The following is a 16985-nucleotide window of genomic DNA, read 5'->3' as shown; positions in this document are numbered from 1 at the left end:
TTTTGTTTTCAAAACACTCTACATTCATTACCTATTTAATTACTTTATTAAATGACAAGCTACAAAATGTCCTGGTTTTATTTCTTTTAGCTCTGGTGTTTCACCTGAGCAACAGTCCATAGCATATTTACATCTTTGAACAAATCCACAACCAGGTTTAGTATTTATTGGACTTGGCACTTCTCCCTCTAGCATTATCCTACTTTTACTTTTAGATTGAATAGGATCCGCAATAGGAATTGAAGATAATAATGCCTGAGTATAAGGATGTAATGGATTTTCATATAAAATTCCACTTGGTGCAAGTTCTACAAGCTTTCCTAAATACATTACACCAACTCTATCTGATATGTGCTTAACCATAGATAAGTCATGTGCTATAAATAAATAGGTAAGTCCAAGTTCCTTTTGAAGTTTTATTAATAAATTAACTACTTGTGCTTGAATAGAAACATCCAAAGCAGATATAGGTTCGTCGCAAACAATAAATTTAGGTTCTATAGCAAGCGCTCTTGCTATGCCTATTCTTTGCCTCTGACCACCTGAAAATTCATGTGGAAACCTAGATGCGTGCTCTTTATTTAACCCTACCATTTGAAGTACTTCCTGAATCTTTTCTGCTTTTTTCTGCCCTGTATAGAGTTTATGTATATCTATACCTTCCCCTACAATATCTCCAACGGTCATTCTAGGGTTTAATGATGCATAGGGATCTTGAAATATTATTTGTGCCTGCCTACAAAAGTCACGTTTTGATTTTCCTTTTAATCTATGAATGTCCACGCCATTAAAGAGTACTTCTCCATCAGTAGCTGGGTATAAGCCCATTACAGTTCTTCCGCAGGTAGTCTTACCACAACCTGACTCACCAACAAGCCCTAATGTTTCTCCCTTTTTAATTGTAAAGGAAACATCATCAACAGCTTTAAGCGTTTCATTTTTTCCAACTTGAAAATATTTTTTTAAGTTTTTTACTACAATTAAATCTTCAGTTTCATTTTCAACCATTAATTTGCACCCCCGATTCCAAAAGGCACCTCTACTTTAGGTGCATTCGGATGTTGTAACCAACATAAAGCTTCATGGGTCTTCGTAATTATAGTAGCTTCTGGCATTTCTTGTTTACATATTTCCATAGCATATTCACATCTTGAAGCAAATGGACAACCCACTGGTGGTTTTACCAAATCTGGTGGAGTTCCCTTAATAGAATATAAACTATCTTTATGACCAGTTTCCAATCTAGGAACTGATTGAAGAAGCGCCCATGTATATGGATGTTTAGGATTATAAAATATTTCATCCGTATTCCCTCGCTCAATTATCTTACCAGCATACATAACTTGTATTCTATCTGCAACATCTGCAACTACTCCAAGGTCATGTGTAATTAAGACAACAGCTGTGCCAAGTTTATTTTGAAGATCCTTTATAAGGTCCATTATTTGAGCTTGAATTGTAACATCGAGTGCTGTTGTAGGTTCATCTGCCACAAGGATTTTAGGAATACATGCAAGGGCAATAGCAATCATCGCCCGCTGCCTCATTCCGCCTGAAAATTCATGTGGATATTGTTTTACTCTTCTATCTGCATTAGGGATATTAACAAGTTTTAACATCTTTATAGCTTCATTCATAGCTTCTTTCTTTTTCATATTCCTATGGATAATTAAGCTTTCTGCTATCTGCTTTCCAATAGTCATAGTAGGGTTTAAAGAAGTCATAGGATCTTGGAAAATCATACTGATTTCAGCACCCCTAAAATGCCTTAATTCTTGTTGATTCATTTTTAAAATATCATTACCTTTATATAATATCTCGGATCCCTTTTTAATCTCACCAGGTGGAGTTTGTATTAACCTCATAAGAGATTTTGCTGTTACTGTTTTTCCACAACCAGATTCACCAACTATTGCAAGAGTTTCACCTTCATTTACTTCGAAGCTTATACCCCTTACTGATTGAACTTCTCCAGCATATGTATGATACGAAACATGTAAATTTTTAACTTCAAGCAACTTTGACATATAAACACCTCCCTACTGTCTAAGTTTTGGATCAAGAGCATCTCTCAAACCATCGCCAAGTAAATTAAATGCTAACATTGTTATACTTATTGCTATTGCTGGAAATATAAATTCATGAGGATGGAACATCATCTGACTTTGTCCATCAAAAATTAAAGCTCCCCAACTAGTCTTAGGAGATTGAATTCCAAGCCCAAGAAAGCTCAAAAATGCTTCATCAAAAATAAAAGCTGGTATATCCATAGACATATAAACAAGTATAATTCCAATGGTATTAGGAATTAAATGCTTTGCAATAATTCTGGTTGGACTAGCACCTAATGCTTTTGCAGCTAATACATATTCCGATTCTTTAAGCTGCATAACTTGTCCTCTAATAAGCCTAGCTATGCCCGTCCATCCAGTTATACAAAGTGCAATAATAATTGTCATCTCTCCTTTTGGTAACACTAGTAACAATAGAATAACAACAATGAGGTAGGGTACACTTACAATTACTTCAACTATTCTCATAAGTATTGTATCTACCATACCACCAAAATATCCACATATACCACCATATACACAGCCAACCAAAAGTTCAATTAAAGTACCTACAAAACCAATTCTTAAAGATACTCTTGCGCCCATCCAAAGTCTTCCAAATAAGTCTCTTCCTAAGTTGTCAGTTCCGAACCAATGTTTAGCCATTGGAGTTTTATCTAAAATATCATAATTTTGCTCTTGATAATTAACAGAGGCAAGCATCGGTCCTATTATAGACATAACAATTATTACTATTAGAATTACCATGGAAACCATAGCAACCTTATTTTTCTTAAGTCTTCTCCATGCATCTTGCCAATAACTTACGTTAGGCCTTACCATTACATCTAAATTCGACTTCGAATATCCTATAATTTTAAATAAATCTTTGCTATATTTTTTCATACCTAATCTCCTTACCCTTTCCTTTGAGTCAATTTAATTCTAGGATCAACTAAAACGTAAACTATGTCTACAATAAGTAAAGAAACTATGTACAAGAAAGCAAAAAACACAGTTAGAGACATAACTACAGTATAATCTCTATTAGAAATCGCGGAAACCAATTCCCTACCTAATCCCGGTACACTGAATATACTTTCTACAACTAAGGAACCAGTGATTACATACGCTATTCTAGGTCCTATCATTGTAACTACTGGTAGTATAGCGTTTCTTATAATATGTTTCCATACTAAAGAAACTTTGCCAACACCTTTTGACTTTGCAGTCAAGACATAATCTTGATTAATTACTTCAAGCACAGAAGTCCTCATAAACCTTGCATTTGATGCGAGTCCAGCCATAGCTAGTGCAATCGACGGCAATAATGAATATCTATATATATCGAACAGACTGTTTGCAGACCATCCTGCTATTTTTAAACCAAATTTTGCTCCTAGGCCATATTGTAGAAGAATTGCTAAAACAAAACCAGGAACGCAAACCCCTATGAGTGCAATGAAGATGACGGTATAATCCACCCATGTATTTCTCTTAAAAGCCGCAATAATACCTAAAACTATTCCAAAAACTATTCCTATTGTTACTGCTTGTAACGCTAATCTTAATGAAACTGGGAACTCTTTAGCAATAATATCATTTACCCTTTGACCTGGGTAATGTATTGAAACCCCTAGGTCTCCTCTTACTAAATCTTTAATATATGTACCGTATCTTACATACTCTGGTTGATCTAACTGATATTTTTTCATTATTTCTGCAGCTACCTTTTTGTCAAGAACTTTTCCAGCTGAAGCCGAAATTGGATCTCCTGGTATAGCATTTATAAGCACAAAAGTAATAGTAGCAACAACCCAAAGTGTAATGATCATGTAGCCAATCCTTTTTAATATATATTTAGGCATACGTTTTTTATCCTCCTATCATAAAATTACTGCAACAAAGCATTATTAGCTCTGTTGCAGTGTTTAATTAAATTTTAGTAATTCTATTTACCTGAAACGTATGCAGTTTTAAGATCATAATATCCACCAAATATTGGTACATACATTCCCTTTAAATAATTCTGAGTAAATGAATCTATCTCTTTGTAGTAATATGGAGAAACTCCAGCGTCTTTAGCTACAAGAATATCTTCCGCTTCTTTAAATATAGCTAATCTCTTTGTAGCATCTAGTTCTGTTTTTCCTTCTGCAATTAAAGCATCATATTTTGCATTACTATATTTACCATTGTTATTTCCGTTAGTCGTTGTAAATAAATTAAAGAAAGAAATAACGTCATTATAATCAGCACCCCAACCACCAGCACAAATATCAAATTCACCATTTGTTCTAGCTTTAAAATAAGAAGGAGCATCCACTGAATAAGTTATTGAAACATTTATTCCAAGATTTTTCTTATATTGAGCTTGAATAAACTGAGCTTGAGCTGTTGTAATTGAAGTTGCTTTAGCCATTAATAACTTTAAAGTGATTTTTGATGGATCTGAATTTAAACCTAATTCTTTTAATCCTTCAGATAAAAGTTTCTTTGGATCATCTTTAACTGTTTTTAATGGTTCTGGTACCGCTGTTCTGTATTCAGTTTTACCAAGCATTATCTTATTTGGAATGAGTCCCTTAGCAACATAATGTTGTTTGAATACTGTATTTATTTGTACTTGTCTATCGTATGCAAGTGATAGAGCTTTTCTTACCTTAGCATTTGATAATGCTTTAGTCTTATTATTAAAAATATAGTAGTATACTGATGGATCATAACCCTTAAAGTATGATATGTCTCCTGCTTTTGCTTGCTTTTGTAATGGTGCAAGGTACTCAGTAGTCCCCCTAATCATATCAAGTTCTTGAGCACTAAACATCTTATTGAAAGTAGCTGGCTCGTCTATTATCTGTGCATTTACAGTTTTAAGCTTTACATTAGCTGCATCCCAATATTTATCATTTTTCGTATATACAACCTTAGCACTCTTTGTATGATCTGAAACTACAAATGGTCCGTTATAAACCATTCCCTTGAAATCTTGACCATATTGATCTCCTAATTTTTTCACTATATCTTCTCTTTGTGGAACTAATCCTTTAAAGTTTAATGTACTTTCAAAATAAGCACTTGGTGCATTGAGCGTAACCTCAAAAGTATTATCATCAATTGCCCTAACTCCTAAATCACTTGGTTTAGCTACTCCTGTATCAGTTGCTCCCTTAACTCCCATTTCATTAAGAAATCCAAGGTAATCCTGACTTACTTTTGGATTAGCGAGTCTTTGCCATCCGTAGACATAATCTTGAGCCCTAACTGCCTTTCCATCTGACCACTTACTAGCTCTAATATGGAATGTGTATACTGTATGGTCAGCATTAGTTGTCATCTTGTCAGCCCCAGCAAGAACAGTTATAGTCTTACCATCCTTTGACACTTCTCTCATAAGTCCTTCTTCAACATTTGTAAGTGTAGTAAATGATTCCATATCACTAACTACTGCAGGATCAAGTGATGTGTAATCGTAACCAAGTATGTTAGCAGTTTGATCAGCATCATATTTAGATTTTGTAGTACTTGCACTATCATCACTTTTGCCTCCGCAACCCACAAGCGCAACACTTAACACTAATGCTACAATAACTGCTGAAATAATTTTCTTGCTTTTCATTAATAGTCCCCCCTAATTACTAAACTATTACTCTAATTAAATAAAAAATCCCTCTTTAAAAAGCTAAAGAAGGATTTTACCAAATTTAGCTTCTCATCTTCTAAGTAGAACCTACCGGAATTAACACCATTGCATTAATATATGAATGCTGGTTGTCGGGCTTCATAGGGCCAGTCCCTCTGCCACTCTGGATAAGAAGTTGATTAATTGATTTAATTTTGTAATATTTAATATTACAAAAATAATAGCAAATAATTAAATAAATGTCAACTATTTTTTAACTTGTATTTATATCCATAAACTATAACTTCAAATTACACCCACATTATCAATAATTACTTAATACATCTATGTTCGCTTTGCCCACTAGTACCTTTCATATTCAAAAAAAATTGAACCTATTTAATTCATTTTATATAATATTGTAATTATATAAACTTCCTGATATTAACTTTAAATTTAACTTTGCTATGAATACTGACCTTGTAGAAACAATTAGTAGTTGTCCTATAACAATCAACTAAAATCAATGTTATAACAAAAAACTATGGAATAGACTTTTTATGTCTATCCCATAGTTTCAGTTTACTTTGTAATTAAAATTATTTTAAATTTTGTATACTTTGAATTACTGTATTGTACATTTCTTTATATTTTTCGCCTTTTGCTTTTTCTTCGTCAACCACCTCTACTGGTGCTTTAGCAGTGAATTTTTCATTAGAAAGCTTCTTCTCTACTCTATCTATTTCTTTTCTTAATTTATCTTTCTCTTTATTTAGTCTTTCTAATTCTTTTTCTAAATCTACTAGCTCATGTAATGGCATGTATATCTCGGCACCACTAGTCACTACTGTAACTACGTTTTCTGGTGCTTCAGCCTTAGTTTCTAAAAACTTTACTTCACTAGCTGATGCAAGTTTTTGAAAATATACCATCCCTTCTTCAAATGCCTGTTTTGCCTCTGTTGCATATATAAATACCTTAGCTTTTCTTGAAGGTGCTACATTCATACCTGTTCTAGCATTTCTAACATCTTTTATTGCTTCTATAATATAGTTCATTTTTTCTTCAGCTTTTTCGTCTTTAAGTTCTACATCATACTCTGGCCATCTAGAAATCGTAATAGATTCATATTCATTATCTAAGTGAGTATAAATTTCTTCTGTTATAAATGGCATAACTGGGTGAAGTAATTTAAGTCCAGTTTTTAGTACAGTGTTTAAAACATTAAGTGCAATACCCTTTGCCTCACCGTCTTCTGCATATAGAACTGGTTTAATAAGTTCAATATACCAATCACAAAATTCTGTCCACATAAAGTCATGAGTCTTTTGAAGTGCTATCCCTATTTCATATTTTTCAATATTTTCTGTTACTTCTTTTGTCACAGTGTTCATTCTTGACAATATCCACTTATCTGCAACAGTATAATTTTTATTATCTTTATATTTTGTCATAAGTTCTTCATTGAAATTCATCATAACAAACCTAGAAGCATTCCAAATTTTATTAGCAAAGTTTCTAGCAGCTTCAACTCTTGACTCATAGAATCTTATATCGCTACCTGGTGAATTTCCTGTTGCGAGTGAGAATCTTAGCGCATCTGCACCATATTTGTCTATTACGTCTAATGGATCTATACCATTTCCTAGGGACTTAGACATTTTTCTTCCTTGTTCATCTCTAACCATTCCATGTATTACTACTGTTTCAAATGGCACTTCCTTTAAATTGTAAATTCCAGAAAAGATCATTCTTGCAACCCAGAAGAATATGATATCATATCCTGTTACTAAAACACTTGTTGGATAGAAGTGTTTTAAATCCTCTGTATTATTTGGCCAACCAAGTGTTGAGAAAGGCCATAGTGCAGAACTAAACCAAGTATCTAAAACATCTTTATCTTGATTTAAATTTGTACTATTACATTTAGTACAATTTTCTGGTGCATTAACTGAAACAATCATTTCCCCACAGTCTTTACAGTACCATACTGGTATTCTATGTCCCCACCATAACTGTCTTGATATACACCAATCTTGTATATTTTCCATCCAGTTAAAATATGTTTTATCAAACCTCTCAGGAACAAATTTAGTTTTATTTTCACGAACAGCGTCAATTGCTGGTTTTGCAAGAGATTCCATTTTAACGTACCATTGCTCTGATAACATTGGCTCTACAGTAGTTTTGCACCTATCGTGAGTCCCTACATTATGAGCATGGTCTTTTATTTTAACAAGTAGGCCTGCTTTATCTAAATCTTCTACCATAACTTTTCGTGCCTCGTATCTATCAAGACCTGAATATTTTCCGTAGCCATCACTTATAGTAGCATTTTCGTTTAGGATTACTATTTCCGGTAGGTTATGTCTCTTTCCTATCTGATAATCATTAGGATCATGTGCTGGAGTAATCTTAACCGCACCTGTTCCAAACTCTATGTCAACGTAATCATCTTCAACTATTGGTATTTCTCTATTTACTAGGGGTAACATTATTTTTTTTCCTACTAAATGTGTATAACGTGGGTCTTTAGGATTTACAGCTACTGCTGTATCACCAAGCATAGTTTCTGGTCTTGTTGTAGCTATTTCTAAGAATTCGTCACTACCTATTACTGGATATTTTATATGCCAGAAGTGACCTTCTTGTTCTTCAAACTCTATCTCAGCATCTGATATTGCTGTCATGCATTTTGGGCACCAGTTTGTTATTCTATTTCCCTTATAAATAAGTCCATCATTATATAATTTAACGAAAACTTCCCTTACAGCATGATTTAAATTTTCATCCATAGTAAAGCTTTCTCTTGTAAAGTCAACAGAACATCCCATTTTTCTTATTTGACCCCTGATTTTTGCTCTATATTCATTAGTCCAGTCCCAAACCTTTTCAAGGAAGGCTTCTCTTCCCATTTCTTTTTTCTTAAGACCCTTCTTTAAAAGTTCATTTTCAACCTTTACTTCTGTTGCAATACTAGCATGGTCTTCACCAGGTAGCCACAAGGTGCTATACCCTTGCATTCTTTTAGTTCTTATTAATATGTCTTGAAGAGTATTATCAAGAGCATGACCTAAATGTAATTTTCCTGTTATATTTGGTGGTGGCATTACTATTGTGAAAGGTTTCTTATCTTTATCAACTTCTGGTGTAAAAAATCCTTTTTCTTCCCACCATGCATAAAGTCTTTCTTCAAATTCTTTGGGATCATAATTTTTTTCAATATTATTAATCTCTTCCATAATTAATTCCTCCTAAATAATAATTAGTATATCAATATCTCTATAGTGTTTATTTTTTAAACAATAAAAAAAGAGCCTTCGTCTATAAAAGGACGAAAAGCTCGCGGTACCACCTTTTTTCCTGCATATATGCAGGCTCTTAATAATTTAACGATTAAGAAAACCGTCTTATACCCTCTACTCATAATAAAATGAATGTGGCAAAGAAGCTCCGAAGCTACTTCAAGGTTTTTCATATAGAAGATCTTACAACCCATGGATCTTCCTCTCTGAATATTAATTTCCCTCTACTCCTCTTCATCTAAGCTTTTAAAGATTTTATTCAATTTTTATCTAGTTATCTAACCATTTATTGTTTAGTTATTAAGCATTTTATTGTTTAGTTGTTATAAATGTTGTTTAAATATCATTTGTTCTCTATTATACATCTTAATTTTCATATGTCAAGATATTTCATTTCAAACATATTAATGTCACATATACACAATTTTTCATATTATATAATAATAACAACTATAAAATATGGAGGTATCTATGAAAATTAAAAAGCTTTCAGTTTTTTCGTTACTTGTTTCTCTTGTCTTTGTAACAACATTACTTTCTGGATGTACACAAAAAGCTACTACTACTAAAACTACTCCTTTAGTTAAAGTAAAGTTAAATGAAGTAGTCCGCTCTATTTTTTATGCTCCTATGTATGCAGCTATTACTCAGGGTTACTTTAAAGAAGAAGGCCTTGATATTGACCTTTCGACTGGTCAAGGTGCAGATAAAACTATGCAACAAGTTTTAAGTAAAGCTTCCGACATAGGTTTATGCGGACCAGAACAAATTATTTACATCTATAATCAGCACCGAACAGACTATCCAGTTCTATTTGCACAATTAACACAAAAAGATGGATCTTTTCTAGTATCTAGAAAAACTGAGACAAATTTTAAGTGGGAATCCTTAAAAGGCAAAACTATAATAGGTGGGAGACCCGGTGGAGTACCTGAGATGACCCTTGAATATGTTCTAAAAAATCATGGTTTAAAACCTGGGGTTGATGTAAAAATCATTACAAACCTTGCTTTCACAGCTACTGCTGGTGCTTTTAAAGCTGGTACAGGTGATTACGTTGCTCTCTTTGAACCAACTGCTAGTACAATGAAAAAAAGTAATTCTGGAAATATTGTAGCTTCAGTGGGAGAGTCAGCTGGAACTATACCTTATACATGCTTTTTTGCTACAAAATCTTATATAGCAAAAAATCCAGCAGTAATGCAAAAATTCACTAATGCAATATATAAAGGTCAAAAATGGGTTAATAGTCATTCTGATAAAGAAGTCGTAACTTCAATAAAATCCTACTTCCCTGGTACAGACGAAGCTGTACTTACTGCATCTATCAAAAACTACAGAAATGTAAATGCCTTCTCAACGAACCCAACATTAACTACAGCGAACTTAACAAAACTTATGGATATAATACAATCTTATAAAGCATCATTAATACCTGCAAGACCTGACTTTGATAAAATTGTAAACACTACATTTAGCAAGAAAGCCGTAACCGATATAAAATAATTAAACAAATAAATGAAGGTTCGACATTTATGATGTTCTGATAGTAGACCATCATAAATACCGAACCTTCATTATTATAGTTACTAATACACCTTTGTATTCTTTTAATAATAGGCTTACCAGTGATAATTTTAATATTTTTCTTAGATTATGCTATTCTTTTTTGTCACTAGCTGCCTCATCATATGCAATTTTCATTTCTTCTTCACTCTTAAGATTTTTAAAAGCAATAGACATCATAAGCTTAATCCTGTTAATTTGATTTACTTCACTTGCACCTGGGTCATAATCTATAGCAGTTATATTAGCCCCTGGGTATCTTCTCTTTAATTCCTTAATCATTCCTTTACCTGTTACATGATTAGGAAGACAAGCAAAAGGCTGCATACATACTATGTTTTTTGTTCCGCTCTCAATAAGTTCAACCATTTCAGCAGTCAAAAACCAACCTTCACCTGCCTGATTGCCTAAGGATATTATAGGTGATGCTCCCACTGCTAATTCTTGTATAGTTTTCGGCGCGTGAAATCTTTTACTCTTTTCAAGAACTGATTTCATATGTTTTCTATAACCCTCTATATATTGAATGGCCATATTATTTAATATTTTATCAGTTTTACCTTTGCCTAAATACTTGTATTTAAAATCAGCATCAAAAGCACAGTATAAGAAAAAGTCAGTTAAATCTGGCATAACTGCCTCCCCACCTTCTTTTTCAATAACATTTATAATGTTATTGTTAGCTGTGGGATGAAACTTAACTAAAATTTCTCCTACAAGTCCTACCTGAGGTTTTACAATATGATTAATTTCTAAAAAGTCAAATTCTGATACAATTTGTGTAATATTGTTTTTAAACTCTTTACTTTTACCTTTTACCACGGAAGCTTTACAGAGTTTTACCCACTTGTCATAAAGTAAATTAGCTGAGCCTTCTATTACCTCATAAGGTCTAACCTTGTATAGAACCCTCATAAGCAAATCTCCGTAGACTAATGCCATAATCGATTTTTTAATCATTGGATATGTGAACTTAAACCCTGGGTTTTTCTCAAGACCAGCGGCGTTTAAAGATAAAACTGGAACTTTGGAAAATCCTGCATCTTTTAATGCTTTTCTAAGGAATCCAATGTAATTTGTAGCCCTACACCCTCCACAAGTTTGAGAAATTATTACAGATACATTATCTAAATCATAACTACCTGATTTCAGAGCAGCGATTATTTGTCCAACTACAATTATTGTAGGATAACAAGCATCATTATTTACATATTTTAGACCTTCATCTACAGCTTTAGTATCTACTGATGGCAATATTTGTAGATTGTAACCTGATGCATTAAATGCTTCCTGTAGAAATTGAAAATGTATAGGTGACATTTGTGGACATAAAATTGTATGATTTTTCCTCATTTCTTTTGTGAAAATAATTTTACTATCACTCTCGTGAGTTCTCGTCGGCAAAATTCCATTTTTATCTCTTTCATTAATTGCAGCTTTTAAAGATCTAATTCTAATTCTAGCTGCCCCTAAGTTATTTCCTTCATCTATTTTTAATGTTGTAAATAACTTACCGTTATTTTCTAAAATTTGGCCAACTTGATCTGAAGTTACCGCATCAAGCCCACATCCAAAAGAATTCAGCTGAATGAGTTCAATATTTGGCTCGCCAGATACAAAACTCGCTGCTGCATATAACCTAGAATGGTATACCCACTGATCTACCGCTCTTAGAGGTCTTTCAATAACACCTAAGTGAGCCACAGAATCCTCTGTAAGTACAGGCATATCAAAGTCAGTAATTACACTAGGAATTCCGTGGTTAATCTCAGGATCTATATGATAAGGTCTGCCAGCTAAAACGATACCCTTTTTTCCGGTACGTCTAATATACTCTACAACTTCCTCACCTTTATTTCTAATGTCTTGTTTAACCTTTTCAGTTTCAGTCCATGCCTTCTGCGCAGCAATTGCGACTTCTTTTTTATTAATACCAAAACTAGCTAACTCATCTGCTAATCTTACCACTAATTTTTTCTCATTGTCGAGTGATATAAATGGGTTTAGGAACTTGATATTTCTTTCCTTTAAAATATCCATATTATTTTTTATTACCTCAGGATATGAAGTTACTATAGGGCAATTATAATGATCGTCTGCATCCTTCTGCTCTTTTTTTTCATACGGAATACAAGGATAAAATATTAGATCTATACCCTTATTTATAAGGCTCATTATATGTCCATGTGCAATTTTTGCAGGGTAACAAGCAGATTCTGATGGGATAGTCTCTATTCCCATCTCATATACTTTCTTCGAAGATCTTTGAGAAACTTCTACCCTAAATCCTAAGTTTGTAAAAAAAGTAAACCAGAAAGGGTAATTTTCATATATATTTAGCACTCTTGGAATTCCTATTACACCTCTAGGAGCTTTTTCCTTCTTTAATGGAATATAATCAAATATTCGTTTATATTTATAATCATATACATTAGGAACTTCTTCTTTTTTATTACTAAGTCCTAGCGCCTTTTCGCATCTATTACCAGATATAAATTCCCGCTTCTTATCAAATTGATTTATTGTAAGAACACATTGATTTGCGCATTGTTTACATCTACCCATAGAATTTTCTACAACTAAGTTATCCAATTGATTTATTGATAACAATGTAGAAGTCTTATCATTTTCATTTCTTTCTTTTGCAATAAGTGAAGCACCAAATGCACCCATAAGCCCTGCAATATCTGGTCTAACTGCTTCTCTTCCTGAAACAATCTCAAAAGCCCTAAGCACCGCACTATTATAAAATGTTCCGCCTTGAACTATTATCTTTTTACCCATGTCCTTTGGATCTCTAATCTTAATAACTTTAAGTAGTGCATTCTTTATTACTGAATAAGAAAGCCCTGCTGATATATCTCCAACAGATGCACCCTCCTTCTGAGCCTGTTTAACTCTTGAATTCATAAACACAGTGCATCTTGAACCTAAGTCCACTGGACTTTTAGCTTGCAATGCAACATCTGCAAAATCAGATACCCCCATATTTAATGATTGAGCAAATGTTTCTATAAAAGATCCACATCCAGATGAGCAAGCTTCATTTAGCATTATACTATCTATTACTCCATTTTTTATTTTTAGACATTTCATATCCTGTCCACCAATGTCTAATATAAAATCAACCCCAGGCATAAAAAATTCTGCTGCTTTGTAATGAGCTATAGTCTCAATTTCCCCAATGTCCACTTTTAAAGCTGCCATAATTAATTTTTCACCATAGCCTGTTACTGCTGAATTTAGAATAGTTACACCTTTAGGCAAAATTGAATATATATGTTTTAATACCTTTCTAACTAATGTTAGTGGATTGCCTTCGTTACTCCCATAGTAAGAGTATAAAAGTGCACCTTCCTCATCTATAAGAGTAACTTTCGTAGTTGTAGAACCAGCATCTATTCCTAGGAAACAATTTCCTGTATACCCTTCTAATTCTCTTCTTTTTGCCTTATATTTGCTTTGCCTTTCATTAAAAGCTTGTAGCTCTTGTTCATCTGAAAATAAAGGTCTAAAACGCCTAACATCATGGCTTGACACTTCCTTTAATTTTGGAAGCTGATTCTTTAATTCTTCAAATGTAATAACACTATTATCCTTTGATGACATAGCCGCCCCAACTGCTACAAACAACTGAGAATCACTCGGAAAAATAACTTGATCCTCTGTTAGTTTTAAAGTTTCAATAAACCTTTTTCGTAGTTCAGACAAGAAGAATAATGGTCCCCCTAAAAATGCAACATTTCCTCTGATTGGTCTACCACAAGCAAGGCCACTAATAGTTTGGTTAACCACTGACTGAAAAACTGACACAGCAACATCTTCCTTTGCTGCACCCTCATTCAATAAAGGTTGAATATCAGTTTTTGCAAACACTCCACATCTAGCGGCAATTGGATAAATAGTTTTATAGTTTTTTGCAAGTTCATTGAGTCCAGTAGCATCAGTTTGAAGAAGTGATGCCATCTGATCAATAAATGCCCCAGTACCACCAGCGCAAGTACCGTTCATCCTTTGATCTATTCCTCCATCAAAATAGATAATTTTTGCATCTTCTCCTCCTAGTTCTATAGCAACATTAGTTCTTGGAATAATATTTTCTATGGCATATGTGCTTGCTATTACTTCTTGGACAAAAGGTATATTCATCCATTTAGATAGAGCTAGTCCACCTGATCCGGTTACAACTATAGTAATATTTGATTCACTAAAATTGTTATAAGCTTCGTATAAAAGTTCAGCTATTGTACTTTTTATATCTGAAAAGTGCCTCTGATATTTGCTATAAACTGTTTTTTCTTGCTCATTTAATACTACTATTTTAACAGTAGTAGAACCTACATCTAAACCAACATGTAATATATTTTTCATAATTCTCTTCTCTTTCCTCGCAAGTTTGACTTATTTGTGTTTTTATAATCTTTTATTTATTATTTATACTTATGCATCTTAATTTAGCTCTAATTTTTTATACTTTTAATATTATAAAAATTAACATAATTATAGATATATATATCTTTATTCTTGATAAAGTTATTTTATTCTCTGTATTGCAGATTTTCACCATATTATTCCTGTTAATTACATTTTTTAGATATCTTTCTTGTTTTATTTTTATTTGTTGATTACATTTATAGAAAATCAACAAATAATTATAGTATATTATAACTCTACAAATATGATATTTTCAACCTATTTCTTCTTAATTATTTTGCATTATAATCTTTATTCTTTTATCCACCTAAAAAAAACACTTCACACTTATAAATTGGATTAAATGTAATTAATCATCATCTCTAAATGTCGTTAACAATACGTTATGAAAACTCATATACTAAACTATAACTTTCGAGGGGATGATAAAGTGATTAAAGTAGAAATCATTAATATAAGTATGAACTATCACTCTTTAACTGCAGAAACTCCTGCTCTAGCAGATATCTCATTTGGTGTACAAGAAGGTAAGTTTTTAAGTATCGTAGGCCCTTCTGGCTGTGGAAAATCTACTCTATTAAATATAATAGCAGGTTTAATTGAACCTTCTTATGGAAAAGTAATAATTAACCGCCCAGCTAATCGCTCAAACTTTTTAAAAATAGGATATATGTTTCAAAAAGACCAATTGTTCGACTGGTTAACTATATGGGACAATGTACTGATAGGTCTTAAAATTAATCATTGCGTTACTGATGCCAATAAAGAAAGGGTAAAAAACCTATTAATAAGCTATAATCTTTGGGAATTTAAGGATCATCATCCAAGAGAATTATCTGGGGGTATGCGCCAAAGAGTTGCTCTAATTCGAACCTTAGCTCTAAGTCCTGAAATACTTCTTTTAGATGAACCTTTTTCAGCTTTAGACTATCAAACTAGACTAAACATTAGTGATGAAGTTTATGAAATAATAAAAAAAGAACAAAAGACTACTATAATGGTTACTCATGATATTGCTGAAGCTATTGCAATGTCCGATGAAATTATTATACTTTCAAAGCGTCCTGCTGTAATTGCTAAACACATGGCCCTTAAATTTGGGGAAGATTTCTCTTGTCCTCTAAAACGTAGAGAAGCTCCAAATTTCAGAGTTTATTTCAATGAAATTTGGAAGGAGTTGAATGATAATGATGATTCAAAGTGAAGAACAAAGAAATTATATTAAAAATGTAAAAAAGAAAAAGCGCCTTATTATTTTTACTAGGATAATAATACTCATTGTTTTTTTTAGTCTTTGGGAAATAGCTGGGAGACTTAACTGGATTGATTCTTTTTTAACAAGTACACCCTCAAAAATGTTTAAATCATTTGTAGTAATATATAATGAAGGTACACTTTTAACTAATATCTCCATAACATGTTTTGAAACAATAACAGGTTTTTTATTGGGGACTATCTTAGGTGCCTTTATTGCAATTCTACTATGGTGGTCAGATTTTGTTTCAAAAGTTTTAGATCCATATCTTATAGTATTAAATGCACTACCAAAAATAGCTCTTGCACCCATTATTATATTTTGGGTAGGCAATGGAATAACAGCAATAATAGTAATTGCTCTTTTAATATCAATAGTTGTAACTATAATAAGCATACTTAGTGGTTTTAGAGAAGTTGATGAAGATAAAATTAAGCTCCTAAAAACTTTTGGAGCTTCTAAACTCCAAATACTAATTAATTTAATTATACCTGCATCTATTCCAGCTCTTATTTCCGCACTTAAGATCAACGTAGGCCTCTCATGGGTAGGTGTAATCATGGGTGAGTTCTTAGTAGCTAAAGAGGGGTTAGGGTTTTTAATAATCTATGGTGGTCAAATTTCCCAACTAGATATGGTAATGATGAGTATAGTAATACTTTCCATCTTAGCTTACCTTATGTATGAAATGGTTGCTCTAATTGAAAGAAAAGTAGTAAACAAAACTAAATAGAATTATATTTTAAGTATAT

The 16985-nt window shown here is 32.6% G+C and carries 10 protein-coding genes, 1 riboswitch and 1 other annotated feature; of the genes, 3 read left to right on the top strand and 7 right to left on the bottom strand.

Annotated features, from left to right (window positions below; translation table 11 throughout):
* Positions 1 to 39 precede the first annotated feature (39 nt).
* From LGK95_RS09580 to LGK95_RS09555, 6 genes are all read right to left on the bottom strand, one after another.
* A complete protein-coding gene (locus LGK95_RS09580) occupies positions 40 to 1008 on the bottom strand; it encodes an ABC transporter ATP-binding protein (RefSeq protein WP_226124443.1) in 969 nt (322 codons plus the stop codon).
* Positions 1008 to 2027 carry an ABC transporter ATP-binding protein gene (locus tag LGK95_RS09575; protein ID WP_226124441.1) on the bottom strand — a complete coding sequence of 340 codons (1020 nt, stop codon included), beginning with the start codon at positions 2025 to 2027 and terminating at the stop codon, positions 1008 to 1010. Before LGK95_RS09575 ends, LGK95_RS09580 begins: the two co-directional genes overlap by 1 nt.
* 12 nt (positions 2028 to 2039) lie before the next feature.
* A complete protein-coding gene (locus LGK95_RS09570; protein WP_226124439.1) occupies positions 2040 to 2957 on the bottom strand; it encodes an ABC transporter permease in 918 nt (305 codons plus the stop codon).
* 11 nt (positions 2958 to 2968) lie between these two features.
* Positions 2969 to 3919, bottom strand: coding sequence for an ABC transporter permease (locus LGK95_RS09565; protein WP_226124437.1), 951 nt, complete (start codon positions 3917 to 3919; stop codon positions 2969 to 2971).
* Positions 3920 to 4002: 83 nt separating this feature from the next.
* Positions 4003 to 5670, bottom strand: coding sequence for a peptide ABC transporter substrate-binding protein (locus LGK95_RS09560; protein WP_226124435.1), 1668 nt, complete (start codon positions 5668 to 5670; stop codon positions 4003 to 4005).
* Positions 5671 to 5760: 90 nt separating this feature from the next.
* Positions 5761 to 5868: riboswitch (SAM riboswitch) on the bottom strand.
* 404 nt (positions 5869 to 6272) lie between these two features.
* Positions 6273 to 8915, bottom strand: coding sequence for a valine--tRNA ligase (locus LGK95_RS09555; protein ID WP_226124432.1), 2643 nt, complete (start codon positions 8913 to 8915; stop codon positions 6273 to 6275).
* Positions 8916 to 9000: 85 nt separating this feature from the next.
* Positions 9001 to 9228, bottom strand: a binding site (T-box leader).
* A 221-nt stretch (positions 9229 to 9449) separates the two neighbouring features.
* Between LGK95_RS09555 and LGK95_RS09550 the strand changes: the two genes are divergently transcribed.
* Entirely contained in the window at positions 9450 to 10484 is a 1035-nt protein-coding gene (locus LGK95_RS09550; RefSeq protein WP_226124430.1) for an ABC transporter substrate-binding protein, read from the top strand.
* Between the two features lie 153 nt (positions 10485 to 10637).
* On the opposite strand, the gene LGK95_RS09545 is transcribed toward LGK95_RS09550, so the two are convergent.
* Complete coding sequence (locus tag LGK95_RS09545; RefSeq protein ID WP_226124428.1) at positions 10638 to 14915, bottom strand: 2-hydroxyacyl-CoA dehydratase; 4278 nt, start codon at positions 14913 to 14915, stop codon at positions 10638 to 10640.
* Between the two features lie 448 nt (positions 14916 to 15363).
* Between LGK95_RS09545 and LGK95_RS09540 the strand changes: the two genes are divergently transcribed.
* Positions 15364 to 16182, top strand: a complete 819-nt coding sequence (locus LGK95_RS09540) for an ABC transporter ATP-binding protein (RefSeq protein WP_264174516.1) — start codon at positions 15364 to 15366, stop codon at positions 16180 to 16182.
* Positions 16166 to 16966, top strand: coding sequence for an ABC transporter permease (locus LGK95_RS09535; RefSeq protein ID WP_226124511.1), 801 nt, complete (start codon positions 16166 to 16168; stop codon positions 16964 to 16966). Before LGK95_RS09540 ends, LGK95_RS09535 begins: the two co-directional genes overlap by 17 nt.
* Positions 16967 to 16985 lie beyond the last annotated feature (19 nt).

It is taken from the genome of Clostridium algoriphilum, assembly GCF_020443705.1.
GTDB lineage: Bacteria > Bacillota > Clostridia > Clostridiales > Clostridiaceae > Clostridium_AD > Clostridium_AD algoriphilum.
Note: the sequence above shows the minus strand (reverse complement) of the source record. Positions and strands in the feature narration are given on the sequence as shown.

Excerpts from the sequence above, each read along its gene's own strand:
- LGK95_RS09580 (WP_226124443.1), bottom strand. The coding sequence starts at position 1,008 with ATGGTTGAAAATGAAACTGAAGATTTAATTGTAGTAAAAAACTTAAAA.
- LGK95_RS09575 (WP_226124441.1), bottom strand. The coding sequence starts at position 2,027 with ATGTCAAAGTTGCTTGAAGTTAAAAATTTACATGTTTCGTATCATACA.
- LGK95_RS09570 (WP_226124439.1), bottom strand. The coding sequence starts at position 2,957 with ATGAAAAAATATAGCAAAGATTTATTTAAAATTATAGGATATTCGAAG.
- LGK95_RS09565 (WP_226124437.1), bottom strand. The coding sequence starts at position 3,919 with ATGCCTAAATATATATTAAAAAGGATTGGCTACATGATCATTACACTT.
- LGK95_RS09560 (WP_226124435.1), bottom strand. The coding sequence starts at position 5,670 with ATGAAAAGCAAGAAAATTATTTCAGCAGTTATTGTAGCATTAGTGTTA.
- LGK95_RS09555 (WP_226124432.1), bottom strand. The coding sequence starts at position 8,915 with ATGGAAGAGATTAATAATATTGAAAAAAATTATGATCCCAAAGAATTT.
- LGK95_RS09550 (WP_226124430.1), top strand. The coding sequence starts at position 9,450 with ATGAAAATTAAAAAGCTTTCAGTTTTTTCGTTACTTGTTTCTCTTGTC.
- LGK95_RS09545 (WP_226124428.1), bottom strand. The coding sequence starts at position 14,915 with ATGAAAAATATATTACATGTTGGTTTAGATGTAGGTTCTACTACTGTT.
- LGK95_RS09540 (WP_264174516.1), top strand. The coding sequence starts at position 15,364 with ATGAAAACTCATATACTAAACTATAACTTTCGAGGGGATGATAAAGTG.
- LGK95_RS09535 (WP_226124511.1), top strand. The coding sequence starts at position 16,166 with ATGATGATTCAAAGTGAAGAACAAAGAAATTATATTAAAAATGTAAAA.